At 60.4% G+C, this 12,708-nt stretch carries 14 protein-coding genes and 1 pseudogene; 4 read left to right on the top strand and 11 right to left on the bottom strand.

All coding sequences use genetic code 11. The features are described 5' to 3' along the window. The 8 genes and pseudogenes from L9Z73_RS15715 to argA all read right to left on the bottom strand — a co-directional run. Positions 1-369: ATP-binding cassette domain-containing protein (locus L9Z73_RS15715; RefSeq protein ID WP_247402587.1), on the bottom strand; the 369-nt coding region annotated here is incomplete at its 3' end. Next, a complete protein-coding gene (ssuC, locus tag L9Z73_RS15710; protein WP_247402584.1) occupies positions 366-1,154 on the bottom strand; it encodes an aliphatic sulfonate ABC transporter permease SsuC in 789 nt (262 codons plus the stop codon). The genes ssuC and L9Z73_RS15715, both read right to left, overlap by 4 nt. Positions 1,155-1,163: 9 nt before the next feature. Then, complete coding sequence (gene ssuD, locus L9Z73_RS15705) at positions 1,164-2,312, bottom strand: FMNH2-dependent alkanesulfonate monooxygenase (protein ID WP_247402582.1); 1,149 nt, start codon at positions 2,310-2,312, stop codon at positions 1,164-1,166. 25 nt (positions 2,313-2,337) lie between these two features. Further along, a complete protein-coding gene (locus L9Z73_RS15700; RefSeq protein ID WP_247402578.1) occupies positions 2,338-3,306 on the bottom strand; it encodes a sulfonate ABC transporter substrate-binding protein in 969 nt (322 codons plus the stop codon). Between the two features lie 94 nt (positions 3,307-3,400). Next, on the bottom strand, positions 3,401-3,994 hold the full coding sequence (gene ssuE / locus L9Z73_RS15695) for an NADPH-dependent FMN reductase (protein ID WP_247402575.1): 594 nt from the start codon (positions 3,992-3,994) through the stop codon (positions 3,401-3,403). A 317-nt stretch (positions 3,995-4,311) separates the two neighbouring features. Next, positions 4,312-4,950 (bottom strand): peroxiredoxin, encoded by a 639-nt coding sequence (locus tag L9Z73_RS15690; protein ID WP_247402572.1) that lies wholly within the window; start codon positions 4,948-4,950, stop codon positions 4,312-4,314. A 275-nt stretch (positions 4,951-5,225) separates the two neighbouring features. Then, positions 5,226-6,551: an OprD family outer membrane porin gene (locus tag L9Z73_RS15685; protein WP_247402569.1), complete on the bottom strand. Its 1,326-nt coding sequence runs from the start codon at positions 6,549-6,551 to the stop codon at positions 5,226-5,228. A 693-nt stretch (positions 6,552-7,244) separates the two neighbouring features. Beyond that, positions 7,245-7,997, bottom strand: a pseudogene (gene argA, locus L9Z73_RS15680) (amino-acid N-acetyltransferase); the annotation flags it as partial. Between the two features lie 175 nt (positions 7,998-8,172). Between argA and L9Z73_RS15675 the strand changes: the two are divergent. Beyond that, a complete protein-coding gene (locus L9Z73_RS15675; protein WP_017849643.1) occupies positions 8,173-8,364 on the top strand; it encodes a heavy-metal-associated domain-containing protein in 192 nt (63 codons plus the stop codon). A gap of 83 nt (positions 8,365-8,447) precedes the next feature. Beyond that, positions 8,448-9,641: a multidrug effflux MFS transporter gene (locus tag L9Z73_RS15670; RefSeq protein ID WP_247402566.1), complete on the top strand. Its 1,194-nt coding sequence runs from the start codon at positions 8,448-8,450 to the stop codon at positions 9,639-9,641. Between the two features lie 11 nt (positions 9,642-9,652). Here the strand turns inward: L9Z73_RS15670 and L9Z73_RS15665 are convergent, their stop codons facing one another. The 3 genes from L9Z73_RS15665 to L9Z73_RS15655 form a co-directional block, all read right to left on the bottom strand. Continuing rightward, complete coding sequence (locus L9Z73_RS15665) at positions 9,653-9,835, bottom strand: hypothetical protein (RefSeq protein ID WP_247402562.1); 183 nt, start codon at positions 9,833-9,835, stop codon at positions 9,653-9,655. Positions 9,836-9,980: 145 nt separating this feature from the next. Next, positions 9,981-10,994, bottom strand: coding sequence for a zinc-binding alcohol dehydrogenase family protein (locus L9Z73_RS15660; RefSeq protein ID WP_247402559.1), 1,014 nt, complete (start codon positions 10,992-10,994; stop codon positions 9,981-9,983). Positions 10,995-11,019: 25 nt separating this feature from the next. Further along, positions 11,020-11,313, bottom strand: coding sequence for a putative quinol monooxygenase (locus tag L9Z73_RS15655; protein WP_247402556.1), 294 nt, complete (start codon positions 11,311-11,313; stop codon positions 11,020-11,022). 118 nt (positions 11,314-11,431) lie between these two features. Here L9Z73_RS15655 and L9Z73_RS15650 point away from each other — a divergent pair, with 118 nt between their 5' ends. Both L9Z73_RS15650 and L9Z73_RS15645 read left to right on the top strand, forming a co-directional pair. Then, positions 11,432-12,358, top strand: coding sequence for a LysR family transcriptional regulator (locus L9Z73_RS15650; protein WP_247402553.1), 927 nt, complete (start codon positions 11,432-11,434; stop codon positions 12,356-12,358). A 137-nt stretch (positions 12,359-12,495) separates the two neighbouring features. Continuing rightward, the coding region (locus L9Z73_RS15645; protein ID WP_247402551.1) for an ArsR/SmtB family transcription factor at positions 12,496-12,708 on the top strand (213 nt) is incomplete at its 3' end.

Below are 12,708 nucleotides of genomic sequence, written 5' to 3'. Positions count from 1 at the left end.
GACCGCTTCCAGCGCCTCCAGCGCCTTGGGACGCCAGTTGCCCTTGAGGCCGAGGCCGACGTTGTCGATGACCTTTTTCCACGGCAGCAGGCGCGCTTCCTGGAACATCAATCGCGTGTCCTCAATCGCCTCGCTCAGCGGCGCGGCGCCGGCCAGCAGCTCACCGCTACTGGCTTTATCCAGGCCGGCCAGCAGGCGCAGCAAGGTACTTTTACCGCAGCCACTGCGGCCGACCACAGCGACAAACTGGCCCGCCGGAATGTGCAGATCGATGCCCTTGAGCACTTCCCGCGACCCAAAGGCCTTGCGCAACTGGCGCACCGCCAGCGGAATGCCCTTCAGCAGGCGCGGAGGTTGTTGAGCGGTCATGCCGCACCCCCTTTATTCACTTGATAGGCCGGATGCCAGCGCAGCCAAACACGCTCCAGGCCACGCGCCGCCAGGTCGGCCAGCTTGCCGAGGACCGCGTACATGACGATGGCCAGCACCACCACGTCGGTTTGCAGGAATTCACGGGCGTTCATCGCCAGGTAACCGATGCCGGAACTGGCCGAGATGGTTTCCGCCACGATCAGCGTCAGCCACATAAAGCCCAGGGCAAAACGCACCCCCACCAGAATCGACGGCAGCGCGCCTGGCAGGATCACCTGACGGAACAGGCGCAAGCCGGACAAGCCGTAGCTGCGCGCCATTTCCACCAGCGCCGGGTCGACATTGCGGATGCCGTGATACGTGTTGAGGTAGATCGGGAACAGCGTGCCAAGGGCGACCAGGAAAACCTTCGCGGTCTCGTCAATGCCGAACCACAGGATCACCAACGGAATCAGCGCCAGGTGCGGCACGTTGCGGATCATCTGCACCGAGCTGTCCAGCAGGCGCTCGCCCCACGTCGACAAACCGGTGATAAAGCCCAGGGCTAGGCCGATGCTGCCTCCGATCACAAAGCCCAGGCCCGCACGCCAGCCACTGATGGCCAGATGCGTCCAGATTTCGCCGCTGCGCACCAGGTTGACCCCGGCTTCAATCACCGCACTCGGCGCCGGCAAAATGCGCGTCGACAACCAACCCGCCGACACCGACAACTGCCACACCGCCAGCAGCAGGACCGGCAGCACCCAAGGCGCCACGCGGTGGCTCAGTTTTTCCACATTCATGGCGCCGCCTCAGCTCTGTGACGCAGCTTTGGGAAGGATGTCGTTGGCGACCATTTCGCCGAACGGGCTGACGTACCCAGCGCTTTTCGGCAACTCGGGACGTTCGATATCCAGGTGCGGAAACAGCAACTCGGCGACGCGATACGACTCTTCCAGGTGCGGATAACCGGAGAAAATAAACGTGTCGATGCCCAGCGCCGCGTATTCCTTGACCCGCGCCGCAACCGTCGGGCCATCGCCCACCAGCGCGGTACCCGCACCGCCACGCACCAGGCCGACGCCGGCCCACAGGTTGGGGCTGACTTCGAGGTTGTCGCGGTTGCCGCCATGCAACGCCGCCATGCGCTGCTGGCCGACCGAATCAAAGCGCGCTAGGGAGGCCTGGGCGCGGGCGATGGTGTCGTCGTCCAGGTGCGAGATCAGTTTGTCGGCGGCTTTCCAGGCTTCATCGTTGGTTTCGCGCACGATCACATGCAGACGAATGCCGAAGCGCACAGTGCGCCCGAGTTTCGCGGCCTTGGCCCGCACCTGTTCGATCTTTTCAGCGACCGCGGCCGGTGGCTCGCCCCAGGTCAGCACCATGTCTACCTGTTCGGCCGCCAGGTCCTGGGCGGCTTCGGAGGAACCGCCGAAGTACAGCGGCGGACGCGGTTGCTGGATCGGCGGGTAAAGCAATTTGGCGCCTTTGACGCTGATGTGTTCGCCGTCGTAATCCACGGTTTCGCCTTCCAGCACGCGGCGCCAGATGCGGGTGAACTCCACCGAGGCCTGGTAGCGCTCCTCATGACTGAGGAACAAACCGTCGCCGGCCAGTTCTTCCGGGTCACCGCCGGTCACCAGGTTGAACAGCGCACGGCCGCCGGACAGGCGATCGAGGGTCGCGGCCTGACGCGCGGCCACCGTCGGGGAAATGATCCCGGGGCGCAGGGCCACAAGAAACTTCAAACGCTGGGTCACCGGGATCAGCGAAGCGGCCACCAGCCACGAGTCTTCGCAGGAGCGCCCGGTGGGGATCAACACCCCGCCGAAGCCGAGGCGGTCAGCCGCCTGGGCCACTTGCTGCAGATAACCGTGATCGACGGCGCGAGCGCCTTCGGCGGTGCCAAGGTAATGGCCGTCGCCGTGGGTAGGCAGGAACCAGAAAATAGTGAGGCTCATGGAGTTGTCTCCTGAAGAAGTCGGATTACGGCGCTTTGGCCACAGCAGCGGGCGGCGTCCAGATCACGTCCTTGATGCTCAAGGGTTTGGGGATCAATTTGAGTTGATAGAAGCTGTCGGCAATCTTCTGCTGCGCGGCGACCACGGCCGGGGTCAGGAACAGCGCGCCGTAGCCCTGGCGTTTCACCGAGGTCAGGGTGATGTCCGCCGGCAGGCCGAGCAGCGGCGCAACTTGTTCGGTGACTTCCTGCGGGTTGGCCTTGGACCACTCGCCCACCGCGCGCACTTCTTCCACCAGCGCCTTGATCACTTCGGGGTGTTTTTCGGCGTAGGGCTTGGTGGCCAGGTAGAACTGATGGTTGTCGGCAATCCCGCTGCCGTCACGCAGGGTTCGGGCTTGCAGTTGTTTCTCGGCGGCGGCCTGATACGGGTCCCAGATGACCCAGGCGTCCACGCTGCCACGCTCGAACGCAGCACGCGCATCGGCGGGCGGCAGGAACACGGTCTGCACGTCGGTGTATTTCAGGCCGGCATCTTCCAGGGCACGCACCAGCAGGTAGTGAACGTTGGAGCCTTTGTTGAGCACGACTTTCTTGCCCTTGAGCTCGGCCACCGATTTGATCGGCGAGTCTTTCGGCACCAGGATCGCTTCACTGGTCGGTGCCGGCGGCTCGTAGGCCACGTAGAGCAGATCGGCGCCGGCGGCCTGGGCGAATACCGGCGGGGTTTCGCCGGTGACGCCGAAGTCGATCGAGCCGACGTTCAGGCCTTCGAGCAATTGCGGGCCGCCCGGGAACTCGGTCCACTGCACCTGCACACCGTCGGCGGCTAGGCGCTTTTCCAGGGTGCCCTTGGCCTTGAGCAGCACCAGGGTGCCGTATTTCTGATAACCGATCCGCAGGGTTTCGGCGGCGTGGGCTTGAACAATGGCGCCGAAGGACACAGCCGCAGCAAACAGTGCGACCAGACCACGACGCAAGATGACAGTGCGCATGGCGCTCTCTCCAAAAATGCGATTGGGGGGGTTGGCTGCACCTGCTTGGCCGTTGGCGGCTGAGTAAGGTGAGTACTTCTTGAATCGGTAAGGCTTAAATGCTCCAGCGAGCACTCAACAAACGTTCATTCAACACATGCGGGTCCAGCGGTTTCGGGCGACGGGCCATGGCGGCGTAGAACGTTTCCAGGGCCTCGTTCAAGCGTTGTTCGAGGATCGGCACCAGTTGCGCCTGGGCACTGCCTTCGCCGTAGGCGATCTGGCTGTCTTCGGCAAAGATCCCGTGGAGCAATTCCTGGGCTTTCAACGCCGACAGTACCGGCTTCAACGCGTAGTCCACGGCCAGCATGTGGGCGATGCTGCCGCCGGTGGCGATGGGCAACACCACCTTGTGGGCCAGGGCGCGTTCGGGCAGCAGGTCGAGCACGGTTTTCAGCGCGCCCGAGAACGAGGCCTTGTACACCGGCGTGGCGATCACCAGGCCGTCGGCATTGGCCACTTGTTGCAACAAGTCGATGACTTTGGGGCTATCAAAACGCGCATGCAGCAAGTCTTCGGCCGGGAAGTCCCGTATCTGATAACTCACCACTTCCACGCCCTGCTGTTGCAGCCACTGACGGGTTTTATCCAGCAAGACCCCGGAGCGGGAACGCTGGCTGGGACTGCCTCCAAGTGTTACGACCAGCATGTAGGAAATTCCTTTAGCAAGTGTCGGCGGTTCGCTATGTGGCGATGACGCCAAGATGGAACAGACCTTATCAGTAGATTCATATATCTATAAATCTTATTTTTTCATTTGTTTATTCTTAAAAAGAATATATGACCAATCAATCGCCAGGCGAAAAAAAAGGCCGTCGAAACGGCCTGAAAACCCCTGCTACGTATGACTTGAAATGCGGTCAACCTGTGGGAGGGGGCTTGCTCCCGATAGCGGTGTGTCAGGATTGAATGTGTCGACTGACACACCGCTATCGGGAGCAAGCCCCCTCCCACAGGGGTCCTGTATCAGCGGTTGGGTTGAGGGGTGAGACGCAGGTACGGCTTCACCGCTCGATACCCCTTGGGAAAACGCCGCTTGAGCTCCTCCTCATCCTTGAGCGACGGCACGATCACCACTTCATCGCCGTCCTGCCAGTTGGCGGGTGTGGCGACTTTGTAGTTGTCGGTCAGTTGCAACGAGTCGATGACCCGCAGGATTTCGTGGAAGTTGCGCCCGGTGCTGGCCGGGTAGGTGATGGTCAGGCGGATCTTCTTGTTCGGGTCGATCACGAACAAGGAGCGCACGGTGAGGGTGTCACTGGCGTTCGGGTGGATTAGGTCGTAGAGGTCCGAGACCTTGCGGTCGGCGTCGGCCAGGATCGGGAAGTTGACGATCGTGTTCTGGGTTTCGTTGATGTCTTCGATCCACTTGTGGTGCGAGTCCACCGGGTCTACCGACAGGGCGATGGCCTTGACGCCGCGCTTGGCGAATTCGTCCTTGAGCTTGGCGGTGAAGCCCAGTTCAGTGGTGCATACCGGCGTGAAATCCGCCGGGTGGGAAAACAGCACACCCCAGCTATCGCCCAGCCACTCGTGGAAACGAATCTTGCCGGCGCTGGAATCTTGTTCGAAATCGGGGGCGATGTCGCCCAGTCTTAGGCTCATGGTGTGGCTCCTGATGAGTGCTTATGGAGCCCACTGTGCATGGATTACAGATTATTTAAAAAGAATAAATATCGATTTATTTAGACGATAAATGAATATTAAAAATGTGTTCACTGGACCTGTGAACAGCCGAGGATCAACATTCATCCCAAGGTTCGAGAAGGCCTTGAGACGCTGTAAAAAGAGGGACTCAGGAAGGGCTTGCGGGGGTTGAGCCCGACTTGATTGAACGTGAGAAAAACCTCGCGATAACGCGAGGTTTTCCTTATCCAACCTTACAAGAAGCTGTAAGTGTAGTTGAAGATCAGACGTGTCTGATCCTGGTCCTGGATACCGGTACCGCTGCCACGGTACGCACCGTGCCGCAGAGTGGTGCCAAAACCTTTGAGTGCGCCTGCCTGAATGGTGTAGTCGATACGCATATCGCGCTCCCACTCGGACTGATCACTGCCACCGCCCACGGCTTTGATGTTGTCGCCGTGCAAGTAGGCAATCGAGGTTCGCAGGCCTGGAACACCCAGGGCAGCGAAGTCGTAAGAGTACTGACCGAAGGTGGTGTTTTCACCCGCGCGGACGAAGGAGTTGATCATGCTGTCGGTGAACAGGTAGAAGCTCGACCCGCCAGCACCTTCGTTACGACCATTACTATCGAGAACGTTACCCTGGTTCACCCAGACAAAACCACCGTCATCGCTGACACGCTGATGGCCGAGCATAACGGCGCTGCCACCCAGGGTGTAAGTGAACATGGCACTCCAGGTTTTGTTATCAACCTCACCCGTGTTCTTCGCGTAGCCACCGTTGTTGTTGAAGCGATACCCAGCCTGACCGTTCTTGCCATCAGAACTGCTGTCGAAGTAGCGCAGGTCGGTCTTGAATGACTGACCTTCGCTGATCGGGTATACGTGCAACAGGCCCAGGAAGTGCTGCTTATAGTAGTCTTCGAGGTTTGCGTAGTAGTACTGCAGGGTCAAGTCTTTGGTGACTTTCCAATCAGCGCCACCAAAACGGAACTTATTGCTTTCCTCGGTACCGCCGGCGACGGCCAGGCCAGTGCTGTTGCTTGAAGCACGACCAGTGGCATGTTCGAGTTGACCGGCGTTAAAGGTCACGTTGTCGATTTCTTTGGAAGTGACAGTGCCGCCTTCAAAGCTTTGCGGCAACAAACGGCCGTCGCTCGCGATCAGGATTGGAAGGTTCGGCGCCAGGGCACCACCCAAGTGTGCCTCGGTCTTGGAGAAGCGGGCCTTGGCGTTGGCACTCGCACTGCTCCAACTGCTTACCGCAGAACCGTCGGTGTCACTTGGAACGAAGGAGTTGCTGTTTGGGTGATGACCGCGGCCACCATCCAGGTGAACACCTACCAATGCCTGGGCATCGAGACCAAAACCAACGACACCTTGAGTGAAGCCGGACTTGTAATCGAACTTCAGACCGGTAGCTGTTTCGCGCTGATCAGCACCGCCATCACGCTGATCGTTATCGAAGTACAAGGTACGCGAGCTGACACTGGCCTTACTGTCTTCAATGAAACCGGCTGCTGCAGCTTGCTGGGCGATTGCCGCCAACGCTATAGCCAACGCCAATGTGGACTTCTTCATGTACCGCTCCTCTCATTTCTAATTTTTGTATTTCTTTGGTCTCGGGTCTAACGCCCGAGATCCACAGATGCGCGATTAGCGCCAGATAGTGACCGCCAAGTCAATCGTAACCTTGTATGTCTACTACCTTCGTCTAATCGCAGTTTATTTGGTCCCTGCAGGGTAATGAGTTTTTCATACACCCAAAAAGAATTATTTCATTCTTTTTCATACTATTTTGGAATAAGCCTTTGCATGAAGCGGGGCACGTCAGAATAGACGAACCGCCACATAAGCTAATTCCTAAAGGGTATTTGTTGGCCGCTTTTCAGATCTTTTAGGCTGAACGCACCGTTACATACGTCACCCAGGATCAAAAAGGCGACGCCACCATGGCCAAACGCCCATCTTCCCGTCAATTTGTTACAGTTTTTGTATCGCTAATATTTCATGGCGCTGTTAGAGCCGCCGACCGTGCCGTCTGACAGCGGCAATTTCATACAATTTACCCATTGCCGCCCTGATCATATCGGCTGAGATCAAGATTTCTAAAACTTTAGTAGGGGGGGTGGCAGGCACATTGACGCACCCTTCGCACGTGGGGCGTAGCGATATTCGAAGTGGGGGGCTGGTTTGGCTGCGATAGCGTTACGTCTGCATCGCAGGCAAGCCAGCGCCCACAGGAGTCAGCTCAGTGGCTGGGAGGGCGGGGTTTTACAGGGCTTTCTCGAAAATCTTCGAATTACGCTGATAGTTGTACAGCGATGCCCGCGCCGATGGCAGGCGCTCCACACTGCTGGGCACAAAGCCGCGCTCGCGGAACCAGTGCGCCGTGCGTGTGGTTAGCACGAAGAGCGTCTTCAACCCCTGCGCCCTGGCGCGGGTCTCGATGCGCTCCAGCAGCTCATCGCCGCGTCTGCCGTGGCGGTACTCCGGGTTGACCGCCAGGCACGCCAGCTCCCCCGCATCCGAATCGGCGATCTGATACAGCGCCGCGCAGGCGATGATCATGCCTTCGCGTTCGACCACGCTGAACTGCTCGATCTCACGCTCCAGCACTTCCCGCGAACGGCGCACCAGGATGCCCTGTTCCTCCAGCGGGCTGATCAGGTCGAGCAAGCCGCCAACGTCCTCAATCGCCGCCTCGCGCACCAGCTCGAATTGTTCCTGGGCCACCAGCGTACCGCCACCGTCCCGAGTGAACAGTTCGGTGAGCAAGGCGCCGTCTTCGGCGTAGCTGACGATATGGCTACGCGCTACGCCGCCACGGCACGCCTCGGCGGCTGCATCGAGCAATTCCGCCTGGTAGTTGCTGCCCAGGCGTTGCAGGTGCGCCGGCACTTGTTGCGGGCGCAGTTCGCGCACCAGGCGACCATTTTCATCGATAAGGCCAGGATCAGCGCCGAACAGCAGCAGTTTGTCGGCGGCCAGGTCGATGGCGGCGCGGGTGGCGACGTCTTCGCAGGCCGACAAGGGCAAAAAACGACCAGCGCATGGCGCGTGCTCCGTGGTTCATATCAAAGATGGGTGAAGCTTGGCCGACTGCGTCACCGAATACCAGCCCGGCGGATATTTTTGCCGCTTGACCTTGCCGTCGTGGCAAGGTCGATACTGCGTCCACCCTCATTCAAGGAGTCATGTCATGCAAGTATTCAACGTTGAAGGAATGACCTGCGGCCATTGCGTCCGGGCGGTGACCCAGGCGGTGCAGAATCAGGACCCGGCAGCCGAAGTGAAAGTGGACCTGGCGGCAAAGCAAGTCAGCGTGCAGAGCCAGTTGAGCCGCGACGTGATCGCCGGCTTGATCCGCGAAGAAGGCTACAGCGTCGCCTGATTTAATAGTTAGCGAGCTATCGTAATGTTCAACGCACCCAAGCGCGGCTAGACTGTCGGGCTGCCGACATACTTGGGTGCCTGATGAACCTGCGCATACTCCTGATTTTGGGCGCCTTGAGCGCCTTCGCGCCGCTGGCGATCGACTTTTACCTGCCGGGCTTCCCGGCGATGGCCACGGCTTTTGCCACCGATGAAAAACATATCCAGTTGACCTTGGCGGTGTATTTCGGCGGCCTGGCCATCGGTCAATTGATCTACGGTCCGCTGGCGGATCGTTTTGGTCGCCGTGTGCCGCTGCTCAGCGGTGTCACGTTGTTTACGCTGGCATCCTTCGCATGCGCCTACGCGCCGTCCCTGGAATGGCTGATCGGCGCACGTTTCGTGCAGGCCCTCGGCGGTTGCGCGGGAATGGTGATTTCCCGCGCGGTGGTCAGCGACAAGTGTGATGTGGTGACCTCGGCCAAGGTGTATTCGCAACTGATGCTGGTGACTGGCCTGGCGCCGATCCTCGCGCCATTGGCGGGCGGGTTGATGGTCGGTGTGTGGGGCTGGCAGTCGATCTTCCTGGCCCTGACGGTGTTCAGCGTGATGGCCGCGATCGCGGTGGCGGTCGGCTTGCCGGAAACCTTTCCGGCCCATCAGCCTCGGCAACCGTTGTCCGGGTCGCTGCGCCGCTATATCGACCTGTTGTCGGACCGGGTCTACCTCGGTTACGCCCTGACCGGGGGCATTTCGATTGCCGGGATGTTTGCCTACATCGCCGGTTCGCCGTTCGTCTTCATCAAACTCTATGGCGTGCCCGCCGAGCATTACGGCTGGGTATTCGGCTCCAACGCCGCTGGCTTTATCCTGATGGCCCAAGTCAATGCGCGCATGCTCGCCAAGCGCGGGCCGGCGTTCTTGCTGTCGCGCACCGTATGGCTCTACATGCTGGCGGCATTGACGCTGCTCGGCGTTGCGGCCTTGCGCACAGATGCGTTGTGGCCGTTGCTGGTGCCACTGTTTATCTGCATCGCCAGCCTGGGCTGCATTTTGCCCAACACCTCGGCCTGCGCCATGAGCGGGCAGGGCGCACGGGCCGGTAGCGCCTCGGCAATGCTCGGCTGCATTCAGTTCGGCGTGGCGGCGGGAGCGGCTTCGTTGGTGGGCGTGTTGCACGACGGCACGGCGATGCCGATGGCCATGGTCATCAGCTTGTGCGGGGTCTTGGCGGTGACGATTGGGATGTCGACCCAGCGCCTGCAGCGGGCACGGGCCCGGCAGGCGCAGGTCTGAAAAAACCTCGGTCAGCCAGCGGCAGAGCGTTGCTGGCCGAGTGGGAACCGATGGGGCGCCTGGATGCGCGCTTGCAGCGTCTCGGCGAAGGCGCGGGCCTCGGCCTCACTGCGGAAGGTGATGGCGTCGCCGTCGAGACGGACCTGCCATTTATTGCCCGAGGATTTTGCTAACGCTTTTATCAGGATCTTCATTGCTGACTTCCTCACGTAAAAAAATCGTGGCAAAGGCGGCCAATATAAACCCGAATACGCTCACAAATATGACAAAGGTCAATTCTCTGACTAGTGGCCACGTCCATCACTCACACGAATGACAGACGACACTGACAGACCTTTTTCAGAACCCTTCCAGCACGATCTTGCCCTTGGCCTTGCCGCTTTCCAGCAGCGTATGGGCGCGGCGCAGGTTCTCGGCGTTGATCACCCCGAAGTGTTCGCCCAGCGTGGTTTTCAGGGTGCCGGCATCGATCAGTTCGGCCACGCGATTGAGCAGGTTGTGTTGCTCGATCATGTCCGGCGTTTCGAACATCGAACGGGTGTACATGAACTCCCAGTGCAGCGACAGGCTCTTGCGCTTGAGTTTGCTCACGTCCAGGGCCTTGGGATCGTCGATCAGCGCCAGCTTGCCCTGGGGCTGCAGGGCTTCGACCAGTTGGTCCAAATGCTGGTCGGTCTGGGTCAGGCTGGCGACGTGGGTCACGTGGGCCACACCGGCGTGTTTCAGGGCTTCGCTCAGCGGCTGGCGATGGTCGATCACCAGGTCGGCACCAAGGGCCTTGGCCCAGGCCTGGGTCTCCGGGCGCGATGCGGTGCCGATGACCTTCAATGCGGTGAGCCGGCTGGCCAGTTGGGTCAGGATCGAACCCACGCCGCCGGCGGCGCCGACGATCAGCAGGCTCTGGCCTTCATCCGCTTGACCCTCGCGCACTTGCAGGCGTTCGAACAACAGTTCCCAGGCGGTGATGGCGGTCAGTGGCAAGGCGGCCGCTTCGGCAAAACCCAGGCTCTTGGGCATATGGCCGACGATGCGCTCGTCCACGGTGTGCCGTTCGCTGTTGCCGCCCGGGCGTACCAGGGAACCGGCGTAGAACACCTTGTCACCGGCCTTGAACAGCGTCACTTCACTGCCGACGGCCTTGACCACACCGGCCACGTCCCAGCCGAGCACCTTGGCGGCGCCGTTTTCCGGGGCGACGTTCTGGCGGACCTTGGTGTCCACCGGGTTGACCGAGATGGCTTTGACTTCCACCAGCAGGTCGCGCGGGCCGGCGATCGGTTCCGGCAACTCGATGTCTTGCAGGGATTTCGGATCGTTGATCGGCAGTGAGGCGTAGTAGGCAATGGCTTTCATGGGGGCTCCGGAAAAAGGGCGGTGATCAGGCAAGAAACTTCAGGCGCTTGAGTTCGAAGTGCGCGAGCACGTCGGCGGCCTTGGTGCGGAAACTCTGGATGTGTGCGCTCTGGTCGTGGTCGGCCAGGGCGGCGTCGTCGCGCCAGCGTTCGAGCATGTAGAACGTCTCGGGATGCTGCAGGTCCTGGTGCAGGTCGTACTGCTCGCAACCGGCTTCCTGGCGGGTCGGTTCCAGCAGGCCGCGCAGCAGGGGCTCGAGGATGTCTTGTTGGCCAGGTTTGGCGATCAGCGTGGCGATGACGTTAAAGGCAGAGGACATATTCAACTCCTGACGCGGGATGTACGGGATGGGCAGATGATTGGCTATTTCCCGTGCAGATAAAAGCGGCTAAAACAGCAGGCTGTTTCAACAATATATTGATAATGGGTGGGATTGGATGCTGCGCTTTGATGATTTGCAGTTGTTCGTGCGCGCGGCGGACCTGGGTAGTTTGTCGGCCGCAGCGCGGGTCATGGACCTGTCGCCGGCGGTGGCCAGCGCGGCGTTGAAGCGCATCGAACAGCAACTCGGCACGCGCTTGCTGGCACGCTCTACCCGCAGCCTGCGCCTCACCGCTGAAGGTGAAGGCTTTCTGGAATATGCGCGCGCTGCGCTAAGTTCTCTGGATGAAGGGCGACGCTTATTGGCCAGTGCCCAGGACCGTGTCAGCGGCGTGTTGCAACTGTCGGCGCCCTCGGATTTTGGCCGCAACCAGCTGTTGCCCTGGCTTGACGAGTTCCAGCGTGAATACCCGCAACTGACCGTGCGCCTGTTGCTGGGTGACCGCATTGCCGACCTGTTCCGCCAGCCGGTGGATATCGCCCTGCGCTATGGCGAACCGGAAGATTCCAGCCTGGTCGCGCTGCCTGTCGCGCCGGATAACGTGCGCGTGCTGTGCGCGGCGCCCAGCTATCTCGCACGCCACGGCGAACCGCGGCATCTGGAGCAACTCGCGCAGCACAATTGCCTGCTGTATATGCTCGGCAGTCGCGTGCATGACCACTGGACGTTTCATGACGGCAAACGCGAAGTCAGCCTGACTGTCGGCGGCGACCGCTTCAGTGACGATGCTGACGTTGTACGGCGATGGGCGGTGGCAGGCGTGGGAATCGCCTACAAGTCCTGGTTGGATGTGAGCAGCGATGTCCTCGCCGGGCGCTTACGCGTGATTCTGCCTGAGCTGCGCGGCGAGCGTACGCCGCTCAACCTGTTATGCGCCCATCGTGCGCAGTTGAGTAAGCCCATCAATCTGCTGCGGGAAATGCTCGTGTCCCGCTGTGCGACATTGACCGCGCAATGGTCGGAACAATTCACCAGTGGGTAATAGCCTCCACGAAAGCAGGAAATTTCACTCAGATCCTGTCCCTATCCGCGCTGTCAGACGCCGGGGAACTGGCTGCTCGCGCACCTATACTTTGGCGCCAACCACAGCAGACAAATGATCTAACAAGGAGTGAACAGATGGAACAGGCACCTTGCATCAGTCAGATTGCCAGCTTGCTCGCCGAGCCAAAACGCACCGCTATGCTCTGGGCCTTGATGGACGGCTCGGCCAAGTCTTCGCACGAACTGGCGACGCTCGTCGGGCTGTCGCCGGCTTCGGCGAATGCGCATCTGGCGCGGCTTACCGGGGGTGGTTTGCTGCGCGTCGAGGCCCGTCGCGGCAAGCGCCTG

The organism is Pseudomonas emilianonis, assembly GCF_023072625.1.
In the GTDB taxonomy this organism is placed as follows: Bacteria; Pseudomonadota; Gammaproteobacteria; order Pseudomonadales; family Pseudomonadaceae; genus Aquipseudomonas; species Aquipseudomonas paraveronii.
Note: the sequence above shows the minus strand (reverse complement) of the source record. Positions and strands in the feature narration are given on the sequence as shown.